We start from the raw sequence: 18,070 nt of genomic DNA, 5'->3' as shown, positions 1-18,070 counted from the left end.
CTTCGAGCTCCCCAAAGAATGTTTCAGCAATGTCTGTCAACGAACCAGGGGCAGCGAGAGGCCGCCCATGTCGATCAGCTCGGCGGCGAGTGCCGCCCCGAGCTTCTCGGCGACGTCCAGGTCTCCGGTGATGGAGGCGCGGACCAGTGAACCGTCATCGGTGCCCGCCACCGCACGCAGCGAGATGCGGTCCAGCACGTTCCCGTCGTCGTCAAGGTCGCTGACGACGTCGGCCAGTGCCCCGACAGCCGCGTGGCAGCCGGCCTCCAGGGTGGCCAGCACCGCGCGTTCCGCGGTGACGGCGGCCCTGGTGAAGGGGTCGTCCAGGGCGGCGGCCAGCGCGTCGGCCAGCTCCACGTCCTCGGCGAGGCACTCGATCGCCAGCGCGCCCTGCCCGGGGGCGGGGAGCATCTGCACCGGGTCCAGCAGTTCGGTGGCCTCGCCGACCCGCCCGAGCCTGCGCAGCCCGGCCGCGGCGACGACCACGGCGTCGAGCTCGCCGTCGGTCACCTTGCCGATGCGGGTGCCGACGTTGCCGCGGATCGGCACGACCTGCAGCCCCAGGCCCAGCGCGTCGAGCTGGGCGGTGCGGCGCGGCGAACCGGTGCCGACGCGGGAGCCGCTGGGCAGCTCCCCGAGCACCTTGCCGTCGCGGGCCACCAGCGCGTCGCGGGGGTCGTCCCGCGGCGGCACGGCGGCGACGACGAGCCGCGGATCGGGTGCGGTCGGCAGGTCCTTGTAGGAGTGCACGGCCACGTCGACCGCACCGCGGGCCAGTGCCTCGCGCAGGGCCGAGACGAACACGCCGACACCCAGCTCGGCGACCGGGGCCGCGGAGTCGTCGCCTGCGGAGCGGATCTCGACGAGCTCACAGGCGTGCCCCGCGGCGCGCAGGCGCTCGGCCACCGCACCGGACTGGGCGAGGGCGAGCGCGCTCGGCCGGGTGCCGACGCGGATCGGTGCACTCCCGCGCCGGGGCCGGTCGGCGTCCTCGCGCGGGCGCGTCGTCGATTCGCGCGCGAGCTCGCTCATCGATCCTCCTCGGTGCGGGCTTCCAGGGCGGCCAGCACGTCGCCACCGCGGGGGACGGCGACGGCGGCGGGGGTCTGCGGGTCGAGCTCGAACAGCTCGCGCAGCGCCTCGGCGTAGCTCGTGCCGTCCGGACCCGACGCCAGGCGCTTGACCTGCACGGTGGGGGTGTGCAGGAGTTTGTCGACGACGCGGCGCACGCTGCGGGTGAACTCCTCGCGCACGCGGTCGTCGATGTCGGGCAGGCGCGCGTCGAGCCGCAGCAGCTCGGCGTCGATCACCTCGGAGGCGCGGCGGCGCAGCGCGGTGACGGTGGGGGTGACCTCGGCGGAGCGCTGCGCGGCCAGGTAGGCCTGCGCCTCAGCGGCCACGAGCTCCTGCGCCGCGGCGACGGAGGCGCCCCGCTCGCCCGCGGACAGCCTGCGCTGCAGGGCGATCAGGTCGATCACGGTGACGCCGGGCAGCGCGCTCACCCCGGCGTCGACGTCGCGGGGCAGCCCGAGGTCGCACACCGCGAGCGGGCGGCCCGGCGTCACGGCCCCGGCCACGACGTCGCGGTGCACGACGGTGCCGATCGCCCCGGTGCAGGCGACGAGGAGGTCGGCGTCGGCCAGCTCGGCGGCCAGCGCGTCCAGGGAGCCTGCGCGCGCGGGGGTGCCGTGCCCGGCGGTGGTGGCGGCCAGCCGTTGCGCGCGATCGGCGGACCGGTTGAGCACGACGACCTCGGCCGCCCCGGCCCGGCGCAGGTGTGCGGCGGCCAGCGCGCCCATCGCCCCGGCGCCGACGAGCACCGCGCGGCGGCCTGCCAGGTCGCCGCCCAGCACCGCGGCCGCGTCGGCCAGCGCCTCGGACACGACCGACGCCCCCGCGGTGTCGATGCCGGTGCTCGCGTGCACCCGCTTGCCGACCCGCAGGGCCTGCTGGGCGAGCTCGTGCAGCGCGCGCCCCACGGTGCCCGCGTCGTCGGCGGTGGCGTAGGCGGCGCGGAGCTGGCCGAGGATCTGCGCCTCGCCGACGACCATCGAGTCGAGACCGGCCGACACCGCGAACAGGTGCTGGACCGCCGAGCCCGCGTAGTGCACGTACACGTGTTCGGTGAGCTCGGTGAGCGGCATCCCGGAATGGCGCGAGAGCACGTTCGACACGTCCGCGAGCCCGCCGTGGAAGGCGTCGACCACCGCGTAGACCTCGATGCGGTTGCACGTCGAGAGCATCATGACCTCGGAGACGTGCTCCCCGCGCAGCATCTCGTCGAGGAGCTTCGCCACCTCGACGGACCCGACCGCGGCCCGCTCCAGCACCTCGACGGGCGCGCTGCGGTGCGACAGCCCGACCACCAGCACGCTCACGACGACCCCTCCAGCAGGGTGCGGTGGCCGTTGAGGGCGTGCCCGTTCACGACCGGCGGGTGCTCGGCGACGTAGCGGCGCGCGACGTGGAACGCGAGCACCTGCAGCTCGACCGCGAGGTCGACCTTGCGCACCTCGACCTCGGCGGGCACCTGCAGGACCACCGGGGCGAAGTTGAGGATGCAGCGCACCCCGGCGGACACGAGCAGGTCACAGGCGCCCTGCGCGGCCGGCCCCGGGGTGGCGATCATGCCGATGGTGACGCCGCGGCGCGCGCACACCTCGGGGATCGAGTCGACGTGTTGCACGAGGATGCCGTTGATGTGGATGCCCACCAGGTCGGGATCGACGTCGAACAGCGCGGTGACCGGGAAGCCGCGGCCGCCGAATCCGGTGTACCCGGCCAGCGCGTGACCGAGGTTGCCGACACCGACCAGGGCCACGGCCTGCTTGTGCCCCAGCCCGAGCACCCGCTCCAGCTGGTGGAGCAGGGCCGCGACCTCGTAGCCGACGCCACGGATTCCGTAGGACCCGATGTAGGACAGGTCCTTGCGCAGCTTCGCCGGGTTGACGCCGGTGGCGGCGGCCAGCTCGTCGCTCGACACGGTCTCGGCACCCTGCTCGGCGAGCTCGCCGAGCATGCGCAGGTAGACGGCGAGCCGGGCGACGCTGGCCTCGGGTATCGTCCGCGTTCTCGCGGCACCTCCGTCGGAGTCGGCCTGCGGCGGCACGGTCACGGAAACGAGCTCCTCGGGGCGGATCGGCAGTGCGGCGGTGCGTCGGTGGCCCGCGAACCGGCACCCCTGACGGGTACCCCGCGTGATGTCCACGGATGCGGGCGTTGACGGCGACTGATTTACACGGTAGCCGCTTGTGAACACACGCACAAAGTTGCGATCTTGAACGTTCGCGTGCTCACGAACGGGCGTCGCGCGAGGTCTACCGGTGGTCGCGCCGAACCCCCCGTTCGTCGTCACGGCGCTCGCACGACGGGCCGGGGAGCCCTCCGGCGCGGCCGTCCACGGCCCGGTGGCGGCCCGTCGGCCTGGCCGAACACCACCCGTGCGGGCCGGTCGGTGACCGCCATCCGTGTCGCCATCAGCACAGCCGGTTGCCGTAACCTCGTACTCGTGGCCCTCCCTGAGCTCCCCGACCGTCGGCGGGCCCAACCACGGCGCATCACGGCGGGCGGCGCCACCCGCGACGACCGGGCCGCCCGCAACGGGGTGGCCGAGGCGGAGCAGCGGGAGCCGGGCCGGCACGCGCTCGGCCCGGCCCGCACGGACGCGCCCCACGGCCCCGCCGTCGCGTACGGGCGCGGCGTTCCCGTCGGGCCGGCGTCGGGCGGACGCACGGCGGCCAACGGGCACACCCCGACCAACGGACACGCGCCCCCCGGCAGCCGCCCCCCGACCAACGGGCACGCGGCCCCCGACGGGCGGGCCGCCCCCACCGGCCGTGCGGTCCCCGACGGGCGCGCCGCGACCAACGGGTACGCGGGTCCGGTGTCACGGGCCAGGACCGACGCGCCGCCCGCCACCAACGGGCGGGGGGTGCCCGCACGCAACGGGCAGGCCGGACCGCGCGCACTCCCCCGGACGAACGGCACCCCGGCGCGTCGGGCCCCGGTACCCCGCATCCCCGCAGGCCCCGATCCCGACGACGAGCCCACCGAGGTCCACGACCCGATCGACGGCACCGCTCTCGACGCGCCCGCCCCGGCCGCCGCGGCGCCGCCGGAGGTCCCCGGGCGGCACCGCCGCCGGGCCGGGCAGTCACCGCAGTCCCGCCCGGCCGCCGAGTACAAGGCACAGGCGGAGGCCGCGCGCAACGGCCGCAAGGTCCGTCCCGGACGGCGGCGACGCGAGAACTTCTGGCGCGAGCTGCCGCTGCTGATCGTCGTCGCGCTGCTGATGACGTTCCTGATCCAGACCTTCCTCGCGAAGGTCTACGTCATCCCGTCGGGCTCGATGGAGACCACCCTGCACGGGTGCGTGGGCTGCAACAACGACCGGGTGCTGGTCGACAAGGTCACCTACCGGTTCGCCGACCCGTCCCCGGGTGATGTCGTCGTGTTCCGCGGCCCCGACAGCTGGACCAACACCGAGTTCTCGGCGCCCGACACCGCGGACAACGCGCTGGTCGACGTCGTGCAGCAGTTCGGCTCGCTGGTCGGCCTGGCCCCGCCCGACGAGAAGGACTTCGTCAAGCGGGTGATCGCGGTCGGCGGCCAGACCGTCCAGTGCTGCGACAGCCGCAACCGGATCCTGGTCGACGGTGAACCGCTCGACGAGCCCTACATCTACTTCGTGGAGGGCTCGGGCAACCGGCAGGAGCCCTTCGATCCGGTCACCGTCCCCGCGGGACAGCTGTGGATGATGGGCGACAGCCGCAGGAACTCGGCGGACTCCACGGCCCCCGGCCACGGCCCGGTCCCGGTGACGAACGTGATCGGCCAGGCCCGCCTGATCGTGCTGCCGTTCACCCGGTTCGGCTGGATCCCCTCCATCGACCCGCACCCCGACGTGGCCGTGGGCCTCGCCGGTGACGTCGGCGTCCCGCTGGCGATGGGGCTGCTCGGCACCCCGCTGCTGCTGACCTGGCGGCGCCGCTCCCGGCGCGACGACGAGTTCCTGCCCTGAGCAGGTCCACGGTCGCACCCGACCTCCGCGGCGACGCGTCGCCTGCGGTCAGGCGTCGGGCATCAGCACGGTGTCGATGATGAACACCGTGGCGTTCGCGGTCGGGATGTTGCCACACAGGTTGATGGCGACTCTGCCATCGCCACCGTCGAACGTGGGGGCATCAGCGGTGCCACCGATGGTCACGGTGCCACCGGACAGGACGTCGACGGTCCCGGCCTCGACCAGGCCCGCGGCGTCGTAGCGGCCGTCGACCACGTGACCGGACAGGATCGGTGCGAGCTGCTCCGGGTTGGCCAGCAGCACCTCCACGGTACCCGCGGGGAGCGCGTCGAAGGCCCCGTTCCACGGTGCGAAGACGGTGAGCGCCTCGGCGTTGTTCAGGGTGTCGGTCAGACCCGGCACCGCGGCAACGGAAGTGGCCAGGGTGGACAGCAGCGGGTTGTTCGACGCGGCGGTGGCCACCTGGTCGTCGATCATGCCCGCGGCCGAACCCTCGCCCTCGGCGGGGACCTGGTCGCAGGCCGGGCCGAAGATGTCGGCGATCTCGGTGACGCCGTCCCCGGCCGCGACCGCCGTCGTCGCCGGGATCGGTGGGCTCGCGGTCACCTCGGCGGAGGGATCTGCCGAGGTGACCGGGTCGGGCGGGGCGGAGAGCGTCGTCGCGAGCCACACCGACGTGACCGCGACCGCGACCACCGCGACCACCGCGCCGACGCCCCGGTAGAGCCGAGCACGTCGGGCTGTCGGGACGGAGGGGACCGACTCAGGAGGTGGCAGCACGGGCGCGGGCCGCGAACGGCCGACCGTGACCGGGGCGGGTGTCGTCGACAGGGCGGCCCTGGCCTCGTCCGCCAGCGCTCCCGCGCTGGGATGGCGCTGGGCCGGATCCTTCGCCATGCCGCGTGCGACCACGGCGTCGAGGGCTCGAGGGATCGACCCGAGCACCGCCGAAGGAACGGGGACATCGCCGTAGAGGTGGGAGTGCATCAGTCCCGCGATCTCGCGAGCGGGGTAGGGCTTGCGCCCGGTCAGGGATTCGTGGAGCACCGCGGCCAGCGCGTAGACGTCGACGGTCAGATCTCCGGACCCGCCGGCGAAACGCTCGGGCGCCATGTAGTCGAAGGACCCGACGAGAGCCGCGGAGGCGCCCGTGGTGCCCGCGAGGTCCCGGACGATGCCGAAGTCGGCCAGGTAGGCGAACGACGGACCGGTCTGGGCTTCGACGAGCAGGACGTTGGACGGCTTGACGTCGCGGTGGATCATCCTCGCGGCGTGTGCGGAGTCGAGGGCGCTCGCGACCTGCGCCACGACCGCCACCGCATCGGCCGGTGCCAGCGCACCGTCCTCGCTCAGCACCTGACCGAGGTCTCGGCCCTCGACGAACCGCATGTCGATGAAGAGCAGGCCGTCGATCTCGCCGTAGTCGTGGATCGGGACGACGTGCGGGTCATGTAGCCGGGCGGCGAGTTCCGCCTCCCGCCTGAAGCGCTTGCGGAAGTCCGGGTCGTCGCCCAACCAGGCCCCGAGGACCTTGAGGGCTACGGTGCGACCCTTCCGCGTGTCGACGGCCCGGTAGACCTCGCCCATGCCGCCCCGGCCGAGCAATGCCACCAGCCGGTACGGCCCGAACGTCCGGTCCATCACTCCCTCTCGTGTTCTCGGAGACTAGACGCCGCAGGGGCGGCTCCGGGAATCCGGAGCCGCCCCTGCGGCGAGCGTCGCCTGCGATCAGCTGGCGGGCATCAGCACGGTGTCGATCACGAACACGGTGGCGTTCGCGGTGGGCACGTTGCCACACAGGTTCATGGCGGCGGTGCCGTTGCCACCGTCGAACGTGGGGGCGTCGGCGGTGCCACCGATGGTCACGGTGCCACCGGAGAGGACGTCGACGGTCCCGGCCTCGACCAGGCCCGCGGCGTCGTAGCGGGTGCCGACGACGTGGCCCTGCAGGATGGGCGCGAGCTGGTCGGGGTTGGCCAGCAGCGTGTCGACGGTGCCCGCGGGGAGCGCCTCGAAGGCACCGTTGAACGGCGCGAAGACGGTGAGCGCCTCGGCGGAGTTCAGGGTGTCGGCGAGCCCGTCGACCGCACCGACCGCGGCGACCAGGGTCTCGAGCAGCGGGTTGTTCGACGCGGCGGTGGCCACCGGGTCGTCGATCATGCCCTCGGCCGAACCCTCGCCCTCGGTCGGGACCTGGTCGCAGGCCGGGCCGAAGATGTCGGCGATGGTCGTGACGCCGTCGCTGGCCATGTCCTCGGTGGGCTCCGCGGCAGCGGACGGGGCCGAGCTGGCCGGCGCCTCGGCGGAGGGGGTCTCAGAGCTGCCGCATGCGCCCAGCGCCACGGTCAGGGCGGCCATGGCGCCGACGGCGGCCAGTCGCTGGATCTTTCGCACGGGTGTTCCTCCTAGAGCTCGGCCCGGTAGTTCCGGGCCTGTACATCAGAACCTTCGACATCGCGCCGAAGGTGGTTCACTCACGGGACGTAACGTTTCGGCTACGACGGCCGAGGTCCCGCAGGGAAATCTCTCACGCGGGAAGCGCTAGACCGATCAGCCTAGCCACGTGACGCATTTGGTCTACGCAACGGTGAAGATAGTGCCCGGCCATCCGGTCGCACCATCCGGGATGGGCATGGCGCGCTCGGCGGTCTGGGTGACGCCGTCGGAGTCCGTGGCCCGGCACTGGACGGTGTGGCTGCCCGGGCCGAGCTCGTAGTCGATGCGCCAGACCCGCCAGGTGCTGTCGTTGACCTCGGCGGCGAGCTCCGCCTCCCGCCACGGACCCTGGTCCATCCGCACCTCGACCTTGCTGATGCCGATGGGTTGCGACCAGGCGATCCCCGCGATGGTGACGACGCCGGCGGTGGCGCGCCCGAACGGCTTCGGGCTGTCGATCCGCGACTGCGTCTTGATCGGGGCGAACTGGCCCCAGCCACGCTGCAGCCAGTAGCCCTGCTCTGCCTCGAACGTGGTCAGCTCGATGGACTCGAGCCACTTGGTGGCCGAGAGGAACCCGTAGAGCCCGGGCACGATCAGCCGGACGGGGAAGCCGTGCTCGGGCGGGAGCGCCTCACCGTTCATGCCCACCGCGATCAGCGCGCCGCGATCCGGCTCCATGATCACGTCCGTCGGCGAGCCCGCGGTCCAGGCGTCCCGGCTCGTGCTCAGCACCTGGGTCGCGCCCGGCTGCACACCGGCCTCCATGAGGACGTCGCGCAGCTCCACGCCGATGAAGTTCGCGGTGGAGATGTAGGGCCCGCCCACCTCGTTGGAGACGCACGTCATCGTGATCGTGCGTTCCACCAGCGGGCGGGACAGCAGGTCCTCGAAGGTCAGCGTGATCGGGTTGTCGACCATCCCGCCGATGCGGCACGACCAGCTCTCCGCGGTGGTGGTGGGCAGCTGCAACGCGGTGTCCACGCGGTAGAAGTCCGCGTTCGAGGTGATGAACGGCACCGAGCCGGACTCCGGGAACGCCGCGGCCGCCGGGATGGGCGGGGCCGTCTCCGCCAGCGGGATCTGCGCCAGCCGCGCCGTGACCGCGGCCCGGGACCCGGCGATACCGTCCCCCCGCAGGACCCCGACACCGGCCGACGCCAACGCTCCGACGCCCACCGCGGCCGACGACCCGATCAGCAGGCCGCGCCGGGACACCGCCGGCCCGCCGGACGGCGCCGGCGCGTAGACGCGCGACGCGACGCGGTGCAGCAGGCCGAATCCCACGACCCCGGCCACCAGCGACGCCGTCGGGGCCAGCAGGCTCAGCGACCCGAACGTGGGCGAGAACCACACCGCCAGGAGGCCGAGCACTCCCATGGCGACGACGATCAGCAGGCCGGGGGCGGGTCGGCGCCGCGCGGCGATCCCCGCCGCCGCGGCGATCCCGAGGATGACCACTCCCATCCCGGCCAGCAGGACCGGCTTGTCGGCCGTGCCGAAGGTGTTCTTGGCGAACTCGGTGAGGAACTGCGGCGAGAACCGGATGACGGTGTCGCCGACCGCGAGGAAGGGCGAGGAGGACGGCGCGGCGAGCGCGGCCACCAGGTGCCCGACGCCCAGCGCCAGCCCCACCCCGAGCACGCCGAGCAGCGCGGCGACCACGCGTGGGATCGCCCCCGGACGGGCGGATCCGACGGGCTGCTCGGGAGGTGCTGCCGTGGTGCTCACGGGGAAGGGTTCGCCCGGAAGGCGGTTGCGGTTCACCCCCGCACCCGGTGGCCCCGCGGCCACTCAGCCCGGCGGTGCCGATCCGGGGCCCCCACGCTGGGGATCGACCGTGGGGATCGGCCCGAACCGCGGGAACGGCAGCACGACCAGCCGGGCCCGACCGACCACGCTCGCGACGGGGACCGTGCCGTGCCCGGGCGCCCGGGAGTCGGCTGAGTCGTTGCGGCTGTCCCCCATCACCCACAGCTGCCCCGCGGGGACGGTGACCGGTTCGAAGGGCTCCTGCTCGGCGGCCAGGCCGGCCACGTAGTGGATGTAGGGCTCGTCGAGCGGCTCGCCGTCCACGAGCACGCGGCCCTGCGGGTCGCAGCACCGCACCGTCTGCCCGCCCACGGCGATCACCCGCTTGACGAAGTCGTTCTCGTCGGGCGGGGCGATGCCGACGAGCGAGCCGAACTGCTGCAACCCCGCGACCAGCGCGTTGTCCGGGGGTGCGACGGCGTTCTCGCCGACGCTCCAGCCCGCCGGGCCGCGGAACACGACGACGTCGCCCGGGGCCGGGTCGGTGAACCGGTAGGTGATCTTGTCGACCAGGATCCGGTCGTTGTCGCAGCCCGCGCACCCGTGCAGCGTGGTCTCCATCGAGCCCGACGGGATGACGTAGACCTTCCCCAGGAAGGTCTGGATCAGGAAGGTGATCAGCAGCGCGACGACGATCAGCAGCGGCAGCTCACGCCAGAAGCCCGACCGCCTGCGGCGCGGCCGCTCGTGAGCCCCCTCGGCCCCGGCGTTCAGGACGGGTCCAGCGCCCGCCGCAGGCGCGGCTCCTCGACCCGCCAGAAACCGTGCTCGCGGCCGTCCACCATGATCACCGGGACGCGGTCGCCGTACTCGGCGCGCAGCTCCGGGTCGGTGTCGACGTCCACGGTGTCCCAGCCGACCCGCAGCTCGGCGCAGATGCGCCCGACGTCGGCCTCGGCGGCCACGCACAGCGAGCAGGCGGCGCGCGTGTAGACCGTCACCCGGTTCACGAGGAGTCCGACGGGATCCGGGCGAGCCGGCGGCGCGCGACCTTGCCCGTGGGTGTCCGGGGCAGCGCGCCGACGAAGGCGATCACGGTGGGCGTCTTGAACCGGGCCAGTCGCACGCGGCAGTGCTCGCGCACCGCCTCCTCGCTCAGGTCCACGCCGTCGGCCCGCACCAGCACCGCCTTGACCGCCTCGCCCGTGCGGTCGTCGGGCACGCCGACGACCGCGGCCTCGGCCACGCCGTCGAGCTCGACCAGCACCCGCTCCACCTCCCGCGGGTAGACGTTGAACCCGTTGACGATCACCAGGTCCGATGAACGGTCGACGAGGTGCAGGTCGCCGTCGGCGTCGAGGAACCCGACGTCGGCGGTGCGGAACCAGCCCTGCTCGTCCGGACCGCCCGCGCCGTCGGGCCAGTAACCGGAGAACAGGTTCGGTCCGCGCAGCGCGACCAGCCCGGTGTCGTGGGTGGGATCGGAGACCGAGTCGAGCTCGTCGTCGTCCTCCGGGTCGACGGCGTCCAGCGGCCGGCCCTCGGCGTCCACGAGCCGCAGCTCGATCCCCGGGAGCGCACGCCCGACCGAGCCCGGCTTCGCAGCGCCGTCCACCCCGTTGGTCGTGACGACCGGCCCGCCCTCCGTGAGGCCGTAGCCCTCGAAGATCCACAAGCCGGTGGCCTCCCGGAAGTCGGCGAGCCATCGTGCCGGCAGCGGGGCGCCGCCCGAGGTGCACAGGCGCAGGCCCGCGGTGGCAGCCCGCAACTCGTCGGCGGGCAGGTCCAGCAACGACCGGAACATCGACGGCACGCCCGCCACCCCGCTGACGCGGTGGGCCACGAGCAGCTGCGCCGTGTGGGCCGGGTCGAAGCGCTCGGTGAGGACCGCGGTGGCCCCCGCCCAGCACACCTGCAGGAAGCCCGCGGCCAGCCCGAAGACGTGGAACAGCGGCAGCGCGAGCAGCACCCGGTCGACCGCCGTGACGGGGGCGGGTCGCAGTTCCGCGGCCTGGCGCCGGTTGGCGAGCAGGGCCCGGTGCGACAGGCGGACGCCGCGCGGCAACCCCGTCGTGCCCGAGGTGTAGACGAGCAGCGCGACGTCCTCGGGGTCGCCACCGTGCGTGACCGGCGCGGCGTCCGCGACACGCGCGGACACGTCCGCAGGCCCGATCAGGGTGGCCCCGACCGTCGCCGCGCAGGTGCCGGCGTCGCCGTCGTCGGAGGCGGCCACGACGACCGTCGGTCGGCAGTCGGCGAAGACGATGTCGAGCTCACGGGGCACGGCGATCGGACCGGTCGGGACGGCCACCGCGCCCGCCCGCACCGCCCCGAGCACCGCGATGCAGAACGGCGCCCCGTTGGCCAGACGCACGATCACCCGGTCACCCGGCGACACCCCGCGAGCGCGCAGCCTGGCGGCCTCCGCGGACACCGCCGCATCGACATCCGCCCAGGTCAACGTGATTCCGGAGGTGGTGTCGACGATCGCGGAGTGGTCGGGGGTGCGCGCCGCGGCGCGCGTGACGAGCTGCGCGAGGTGCGTGGGTTCTCCGGCGACCTCGGACCTGGTCGGGCTGTCCACGGCTCTCCTGTCGCGGTCGGTCCGTCTCGGCGTGTCTCGGCGTTGCGGCGGGGCCGCGGGTACGGCCACCGCATGCCGAGTCTGGCACGGACACTCGGACGGTCGGCGGCACGACGCCGTGACGATCGACGCGCCGCGGGCGCGGCAACACACGCGACACCATGACGCTGACCGCGCGTGACCGTCCGCTCACCGGAACAGGAGCACCGCAAGTGGATGCTGCGTGCTTGCACACACCCGGCCGCCCGTATGCTCACCCCACTTCAGACGGTTCAACGCGTCAGCTCCCCCGTAGACGCGCGATTCACCCAAGGGAGTGGCATGCAGCCTGTCGACAGCGCACCGCGGGCAGTTCCGCAGCGCCCCGCCCGGCGCGGTCACCGGACCGGTCGGGGGGCATGACCCACCCGATGCGACCGCCCCGGCTGCTCCGCACCGATGCCGCCGCCCGCTCCGCCGCGGGCGGGCCGCTCGACGCACCCACGAGATCCGGCCGCCGGACCGAGGAGCCACCTACGGCCGAAGCGGCCATGCCGCTGCCCCGGCCCCGTGCCCACAACTCCGGCGAGCTGGCCAGGCCGGCCGCCGAGGTCGTCGCCGAGGTGGCCGCCGCCGCGGCGGAGCCGGAACCGGACTCGGAGCCCGAGACCACCGACAACGGCGCCTGGACGCTGGTCAAGGGCGCGCAAGAGGGCGACATGAGCGCCTTCAGCGAGCTGTTCGAGCGCTACTACGACGTCGTGTTCCGCTACGTCCTGTTCCGCATGAACGACCGGACACTCGCCGAGGACATCACCCAGGAGACCTTCGTCCGGGCGCTGCGCCGGATCAGCTCGGTCACCTACCAGGGCCGCGACATCGCGGCCTGGTTCGTCACCATCGCCCGCAACCTGATCTTCGATCACGTGAAGTCCAGCCGTTTCCGGCTCGAGTCGACCACGGCAGACATCGTGGACATCTCGCCGAGCACGCACGGACCCGAGCAGCAGGTGCTCGACGGCGCCACGAACGACGAGCTGATCCGGTGCGTGCGCAAGCTCAACCCCGACCAGCAGGAATGCATCCAGCTCCGGTTCCTGCAGGGCCTGTCGGTCGCCGAGACGGCGCGCATCATGGATCGCAACGAGGGTGCGGTCAAGGCCCTGCAGCACCGGGCGGTACGCCGGCTCGCCCAGCTACTTCCGGAGGGGCTCCGATGACCGGCCCTTCTATCGGTTCTGCAGGCATCCGCGTTACGGGTGCGGCGAACGAACAACTCGATGCGGTGAACGGTCTCACAGCCGTATCCCCGAGCGCGCAGCGTCGTTGTACTGGTGAACGTCGAGAAAGCGCAGCACGACCGGGCCCAGAATCGAGCCCGGGGACACCCAGTGCAGGATTGCAGTGAGGACGGCCAACATGTCCGCGGGACAGGGCCCCGACCGTAACGGGGACGCAGAGCGGCTCGCCGCTGCGATCGACCAGGGGAGATCCCCCGCGTCGGTCGCGGACGTCGAGCTCGCACGTGATCTCGACATCGTGGCGATGCTGCGTACGCGTGGAGCGGCGTTCGATCCGCACCCCACCGATCGCGCACAGGCCAAGCAGCGGCTGATGGCCGCCCTGATGGCGGCGAACACCGACGGGGCTTTCCCGTCGGGCGGTGCGCCCGCCGCGGCCGAGCTGACGGCGCCGATCGAGCCGGTGGCGGCCGAGGACGACACCGCCGTGATCGGCCGCATCGCCGACGCCGATCCCGAGCCGGCGCCCACCGTCGTCGCCGAGGCGGCCGCGGCCGACGACGACGCCGGCTCGCCCGGCGCACCCCCGTCGCGCGCCGGGCGGGCGGGCCGCCACAGCCTGCCGACGCGGCCCGCAGGCCGGTCACGTGCCTCGAAGCGCCCCGGCTCCCGCGGGCTGCGCCGCCGCGTCGCGGTCGTCGGCGCCTCCGCGCTCGCGGCCCTCGTCGCGCTCGCCACCCTCGGTTCCGTCGCCAGCCGCGACGCGCTCCCCGGCGACATGCTGTACGCGATGAAGCGGATCTCGGAGAACACCGCGCTGGCCTTGACCTTCGACGACACCGCCCGCGCCCAGCGGCACCTCGAGCTGGCCACGACCCGCATCAACGAGGTGGAGCAGCTCGTCGGCCGGGACTCCGGGGACGCCGCGGACGCCGAGCGGGTCGAGACCGCGATGCGGGACTTCGACTCGTCCACCGGCGAGGGCTCGCGGATGCTGCTGGCCGCCGAGGACGCGTCGGGCCCGGCCGCGCTGGCCGACCTGCGCACCTGGGCCTCCGAGCAGGTCGCGCGCCTGGCGGTGCTGCGCTCCTCGCTGCCCGAGCCCGCGGTCGCCGAGGCGGACACCTCGATCGCCCTGCTCGACCGCCTGCTCGGTCGTACCGAGGCCCTCGAGGCGCGGTCGGAGTGCTCCGAGGTCACCTCGAACGTCACCGACGATCTCGGCCCCCTGCCGTCGGAGGGCACCTGCAGCCCGCGCCCGGCCGTCGCCGACGACCCCGACACGGCCGTCGACGAGAGCAGCCCCACCACCACGCCGGACAACAGCGGCACCGGCTCGTCGGCCCCGAGTTCCGGCCCCGGGACCAGCACCCCGCAGGAGTCCGACGCCCCCGACAGCGGGGTGCTGCCCGAGCTCGGGCCGGACGGGCTCCCGCTCCCGGGCACCGACGGCGACGGTCTGTCCACCAGCGGCGGCAGCGACGGCAGCGACCGGGACGACCAGGTGTCGGTCCCGCTGCCGCTGGTGCCGCCGATCCAGCTGCCGCCGCTGCTCCCCGGCATGCCGGGCGTCAGCATCGGCTGACCTGTGCCTGGTGCGCGCGCCAGGCACCACCCGGGTACGACCGGGACCGTCGTGGGGCATCTCCGCGGCGGTCCCTTTCGTTATGGTGAGCCGCCAGACCGTCGTGCCATTCGGAGGACCGCAGGTGGCAGGAGCAGCAGACACGACGCCGGGGGGCACGACACCGGGAGGCACCCCGATCGACGCGTCCACGGCTCTCGACCCGGCCGTGCGGGCGGGAGAGGCGTCGGCGGCGGCGGCGGTCGCCGCGGGCGACAGCGGACCCGGCGACGTCCCGCTCACCGACCTCACGGCCGCCGCGTTCTTCGACGTCGACAACACGATGATGGTCGGTGCCTCGATCTTCCACTTCGCGCGCGGGCTCGCCGCGCGCAAGTTCTTCACCACCTCCGACCTCGTCGGCTTCGCCTGGCAGCAGGTGAAGTTCCGGATCGGGGGCCGGGAGAGCACGTACTCGACGACCACCGGGCGCGACACCGCCCTCTCATTCGTGGCGGGCCGCGGTGTCGAGGAGATCACCACGCTCGGCGAGGAGATCTACGACGAGCTGATGGCCGACCGCATCTGGGCCGGCACCCGTGCGCTGGCCCAGATGCACCTCGACGCCGGGCAGCGGGTCTGGCTGGTCACGGCCACGCCCGTCGAGCTGGCGCTGATCATCGCGCGCAGGCTGGGGCTCTCCGGGGCGCTGGGCACGGTGGCGGAGAGCATCGACGGTGTCTACACCGGGCGGCTGGTCGGTGAGATCCTGCACGGCCCGGCCAAGGCCCACGCGGTACGCGCGCTGGCCGCCACCGAGGGGCTGGACCTGCGACGCTGCACCGCGTACTCCGACTCCGTCAACGACGTCCCCATGCTCTCGGCCGTCGGCACCGCTGTGGCGGTCAACCCCGACGGCGACCTGCGTGACGCCGCCCGCAAGCACGGCTGGCAGATCCGCGACTTCCGGACCGGGCGCAAGGCCGCCCGCATCGGCGTGCCGTCGGTGCTCGGCGCGGGCGCGGTGGCCGCCGCCGCGGGGTTCGTCGTCCGCAAGCGCTGAGCGGTACGGGCGGGTGACCGTCAGCCCAGGAAGGCGTTGCGGCGCTGGCTGAGCAGGCGGTAGAGGGTGTGCTGGATGGTCTCGCGTACCTGGTCGGTCAGGTTGAACACGAGCATCGGGTCGTCGGCCTCGGTGGCGCCCAGGCCCTCGGTGCAGATCGGCTCACCGAACTCGATGTACCACTTCGACGGCAGCGGGACCATCCCCAGCGGCCCCAGGTGCGGGAACGTGGGCGTCACCGGGAAGTACGGCGCCCCGAACAGCCGGGCCAGCGGCGCGATGTCGCCGATCTTCGGGTAGGTCTCCTCCGCCCCCACGATGGAGCACGGGATGATCGGCACGCCGGTGCGCAGCGCGGCGGAGACGAAACCGCCCCGGCCGAAACGCTGCAGCTTGTAGCGGTCCCGGAAGGGCTTGCCGATGCCCTTGAAGCCCTCCGGCCACACGCCGACGACCTCACCGGCCGACATCAACCGCTCCGCGTCGGGCATGCAGGCCAGCGTGCTGCCGTGCTTGCGGGCCAGCGAGCCCAGCACCGGGAGCTTGAACATCAGGTCGGCGCCGAGCATCCGCAGGTGCCGCTGCGCGGGGTGCTCGTCGTGCAGGGCGACCGAGGTCATCAGCGCGTCGAGCGGGACCGTGCCCGAGTGGTTGGCGACGATCAACGCGCCACCCGTGTCGGGCACGTGGTGCATGCCGATGGTCTCGACCCGGAACCACCGCGAGTAGAGCGGTCGCAACGCCGGGAGCAGGACGTTGTCGGTGAGCTCGGCGTCGAAACCGAAGTCGTCGACGGCGTACTCGCCCGACAGCCTGCGGCGCAGGAACGCCAGCGTCTCGGCCAGCGCCTCCTCCCACTCCGGCGGCAGTTCCTGGGTGGTCGCCTCGGGCTCGGGCTCCGGCGCGGGCGCGGCGACGGGCTCCGGGCGCGCCGCGCGCGGGCCGGAGCCCAGCCGCCAGCGCGTGCGTCCCCCGGTCTCGTCGGCGTGCAGCGGGATGACCTTGGCGTCCGGCACGGCCGCTCCCCTCGTCATCGCAGGCTCCGCGCGGCCGCGAGGACGCCTCGCTCGACCGACTCGATGCGCTCGGCCGAGACGACCGGGCGCAGGGCCCGGCCGCGCACGTAGTCGTCGAAGGCCTGGGTGGTGGTCCAGCGTGGCGTGAAACCGAACTGGCGGCGCAGCCGCCCGGTGTCGACGACCCGGCCGAAGTTGAGGAACCGCATCTGCTCGGGCGAGAAGTCGACGAGCCGCGCGCCGCGGAAGACCCGGCTCGCCGGTCCGACCGCGAAGGTCGGTACCGGCAGCGCGACCCGTCCGGCGCGGCGGATGGCCTGGCTGAGCAGCAGCACCCCGTCGGCGGCCACGTTGAACACGCCGGGCAGGTCGGCATTGGTGGCCCGCTCCAGCACCGCGAGGGCGTCCTCCTCGTGCAGCAGCTGCACGCGGGCGTCGTAGCCGAGGACGGTCGGGATCACCGGGAGCGCGAAGTAGCGCGTGAGCACGGTGTCGATGCGCGGCCCGATGAAGTTGGAGAATCGCAGCACCGTGACCCCGACGTCGGGACGCCGGCGGGCGAACCCGCGCAGGTAGCCCTCGATCTCGACCGCGTCCTTCGCGTACCCGCCCGACGGCAGGTCCTTGGGCGTGGTGGTCTCGACGAACAGCGCCGGGTCGCGCGGGCTGGAGCCGTACACCGCGGTGGTGGACTTGAGCACCATGCGCTGCACGGTGGGCGCCTTCTGGCACGCCGCGAGCAGCTGCATCGTGCCGATGACGTTCATCTCCTTCATCGTCGCCCGCCCGCCCGACGACGCCGGGTTCGCCGAGAGCGAGGCGTGCACGACGGTGTCGACCGAGGCGTGCTCGATGACCTTGGAGATGAGCGGGTTGCGGATGTCGGCCCGCACGAACTCCGCACGCCCCATGCGCCTCAGCAGGTCGCGGGGCGGGGGCACGGTGTCGACGCCGAGCACCCGGTCGATGTCGGGATTGGCGGCCAGCCGGGCCGCCAGGTGCCCGCCGAGAAAACGGCTGACCCCGGTGACGAGGACGACGGAAGGCGGCACGGACCCACTCCGGGAACTACTCGATTGCGGTGAGTGGCCGATGCTAGACCCTGCGCGCTCACCGCGGGCCGGGTCGTGGGCACCGACACCCCGGCCCGATGGTTCGACCGGCCCGGCCGGCAGTCCCCTGCCGGCCGCCGGTCACTTGCCGAGCTTGCGACGCTGCACGCGGGTCTTGCGCAGGAGCTTGCGGTGCTTCTTCTTCGACATCCGCTTGCGGCGCTTCTTGATGACTGAGCCCATGCTGGCGCCCTTCCTGGTCGGGGACGGTGGTACGGATCAAGACCGAACCTCCACCCTACCGGGGTGGTCTCCCGGGACCGTCGGGGCACCAGCCGCGGGACGGGGGAGCCTGCGCGG

At 73.5% G+C, this 18,070-nt stretch carries 15 protein-coding genes and 1 pseudogene; 4 read left to right on the top strand and 12 right to left on the bottom strand.

What is annotated here, in order from left to right:
• Positions 1-36: 36 nt before the first annotated feature.
• From hemC to Q1K26_RS06275, 3 genes are read right to left on the bottom strand one after another with little or no spacing between them, the layout of a single operon-like run.
• Positions 37-1,032, bottom strand: coding sequence for a hydroxymethylbilane synthase (gene hemC, locus Q1K26_RS06285; protein WP_300008350.1), 996 nt, complete (start codon positions 1,030-1,032; stop codon positions 37-39).
• Positions 1,029-2,378, bottom strand: a complete 1,350-nt coding sequence (locus Q1K26_RS06280; protein ID WP_300008348.1) for a glutamyl-tRNA reductase — start codon at positions 2,376-2,378, stop codon at positions 1,029-1,031. Before Q1K26_RS06280 ends, hemC begins: the two co-directional genes overlap by 4 nt.
• Entirely contained in the window at positions 2,375-3,109 is a 735-nt protein-coding gene (locus tag Q1K26_RS06275; RefSeq protein WP_300008405.1) for a redox-sensing transcriptional repressor Rex, read from the bottom strand. Before Q1K26_RS06275 ends, Q1K26_RS06280 begins: the two co-directional genes overlap by 4 nt.
• Before the next feature lie 399 nt (positions 3,110-3,508).
• Here Q1K26_RS06275 and lepB (Q1K26_RS06270) point away from each other — a divergent pair, with 399 nt between their 5' ends.
• Positions 3,509-5,020, top strand: a complete 1,512-nt coding sequence (gene lepB, locus Q1K26_RS06270) for a signal peptidase I (RefSeq protein ID WP_300008347.1) — start codon at positions 3,509-3,511, stop codon at positions 5,018-5,020.
• Between the two features lie 48 nt (positions 5,021-5,068).
• Here lepB (Q1K26_RS06270) and Q1K26_RS06265 read toward each other — a convergent pair whose 3' ends face one another.
• The 6 genes and pseudogenes from Q1K26_RS06265 to Q1K26_RS06240 all read right to left on the bottom strand — a co-directional run bounded on the left by Q1K26_RS06265 (position 5,069) and on the right by Q1K26_RS06240 (position 11,795).
• Complete coding sequence (locus tag Q1K26_RS06265; protein ID WP_300008346.1) at positions 5,069-6,664, bottom strand: protein kinase; 1,596 nt, start codon at positions 6,662-6,664, stop codon at positions 5,069-5,071.
• 87 nt (positions 6,665-6,751) lie between these two features.
• A complete protein-coding gene (locus tag Q1K26_RS06260; RefSeq protein ID WP_300008345.1) occupies positions 6,752-7,417 on the bottom strand; it encodes a fasciclin domain-containing protein in 666 nt (221 codons plus the stop codon).
• Between the two features lie 183 nt (positions 7,418-7,600).
• A complete protein-coding gene (locus Q1K26_RS06255; RefSeq protein ID WP_300008343.1) occupies positions 7,601-9,190 on the bottom strand; it encodes a molybdopterin-dependent oxidoreductase in 1,590 nt (529 codons plus the stop codon).
• 96 nt (positions 9,191-9,286) lie between these two features.
• Positions 9,287-9,959: pseudogene (lepB, locus tag Q1K26_RS06250) on the bottom strand (signal peptidase I); the annotation flags it as partial.
• A gap of 22 nt (positions 9,960-9,981) precedes the next feature.
• Positions 9,982-10,221, bottom strand: coding sequence for a glutaredoxin family protein (locus Q1K26_RS06245; RefSeq protein WP_300008342.1), 240 nt, complete (start codon positions 10,219-10,221; stop codon positions 9,982-9,984).
• The gene (locus Q1K26_RS06240) at positions 10,218-11,795 is read right to left on the bottom strand and encodes an AMP-binding protein (protein ID WP_300008340.1); all 1,578 of its coding nucleotides are present in this window, start codon (positions 11,793-11,795) and stop codon (positions 10,218-10,220) included. The genes Q1K26_RS06245 and Q1K26_RS06240 overlap by 4 nt, the downstream gene beginning before the upstream one ends.
• Positions 11,796-12,193: 398 nt before the next feature.
• Here Q1K26_RS06240 and Q1K26_RS06235 point away from each other — a divergent pair, with 398 nt between their 5' ends.
• The 3 genes from Q1K26_RS06235 to Q1K26_RS06225 all read left to right on the top strand — a co-directional run bounded on the left by Q1K26_RS06235 (position 12,194) and on the right by Q1K26_RS06225 (position 15,642).
• Entirely contained in the window at positions 12,194-12,994 is an 801-nt protein-coding gene (locus Q1K26_RS06235) for a sigma-70 family RNA polymerase sigma factor (RefSeq protein ID WP_300008338.1), read from the top strand.
• Between the two features lie 199 nt (positions 12,995-13,193).
• Entirely contained in the window at positions 13,194-14,600 is a 1,407-nt protein-coding gene (locus Q1K26_RS06230) for a DUF5667 domain-containing protein (RefSeq protein WP_300008336.1), read from the top strand.
• Positions 14,601-14,778: 178 nt separating this feature from the next.
• Positions 14,779-15,642, top strand: a complete 864-nt coding sequence (locus tag Q1K26_RS06225) for an HAD-IB family hydrolase (protein ID WP_300008403.1) — start codon at positions 14,779-14,781, stop codon at positions 15,640-15,642.
• Between the two features lie 20 nt (positions 15,643-15,662).
• Here the strand turns inward: Q1K26_RS06225 and Q1K26_RS06220 are convergent, their stop codons facing one another.
• From Q1K26_RS06220 to Q1K26_RS06210, 3 genes are all read right to left on the bottom strand, one after another.
• Positions 15,663-16,676 carry a lysophospholipid acyltransferase family protein gene (locus Q1K26_RS06220; protein ID WP_300008335.1) on the bottom strand — a complete coding sequence of 338 codons (1,014 nt, stop codon included), beginning with the start codon at positions 16,674-16,676 and terminating at the stop codon, positions 15,663-15,665.
• Positions 16,673-17,710 (bottom strand): NAD-dependent epimerase/dehydratase family protein, encoded by a 1,038-nt coding sequence (locus Q1K26_RS06215; RefSeq protein ID WP_300008333.1) that lies wholly within the window; start codon positions 17,708-17,710, stop codon positions 16,673-16,675. Before Q1K26_RS06215 ends, Q1K26_RS06220 begins: the two co-directional genes overlap by 4 nt.
• Positions 17,711-17,851: 141 nt before the next feature.
• Complete coding sequence (locus Q1K26_RS06210) at positions 17,852-17,953, bottom strand: AURKAIP1/COX24 domain-containing protein (RefSeq protein WP_010241351.1); 102 nt, start codon at positions 17,951-17,953, stop codon at positions 17,852-17,854.
• Positions 17,954-18,070 lie beyond the last annotated feature (117 nt).

The organism is Pseudonocardia sp. (assembly GCF_029263155.1).
Lineage (GTDB): Bacteria > Actinomycetota > Actinomycetes > Mycobacteriales > Pseudonocardiaceae > Pseudonocardia.
This window is presented reverse-complemented; position numbering and strand designations above follow the sequence as displayed.

Bases quoted from the DNA above. Each gene is read 5' to 3' on its own strand.
- Q1K26_RS06235 (WP_300008338.1), top strand. From the start codon at position 12,194: ATGACCCACCCGATGCGACCGCCCCGGCTGCTCCGCACCGATGCCGCC.
- hemC (WP_300008350.1), bottom strand. From the start codon at position 1,032: ATGAGCGAGCTCGCGCGCGAATCGACGACGCGCCCGCGCGAGGACGCC.
- Q1K26_RS06220 (WP_300008335.1), bottom strand. From the start codon at position 16,676: ATGACGAGGGGAGCGGCCGTGCCGGACGCCAAGGTCATCCCGCTGCAC.
- Q1K26_RS06265 (WP_300008346.1), bottom strand. From the start codon at position 6,664: ATGGACCGGACGTTCGGGCCGTACCGGCTGGTGGCATTGCTCGGCCGG.
- Q1K26_RS06230 (WP_300008336.1), top strand. From the start codon at position 13,194: ATGTCCGCGGGACAGGGCCCCGACCGTAACGGGGACGCAGAGCGGCTC.
- Q1K26_RS06210 (WP_010241351.1), bottom strand. From the start codon at position 17,953: ATGGGCTCAGTCATCAAGAAGCGCCGCAAGCGGATGTCGAAGAAGAAG.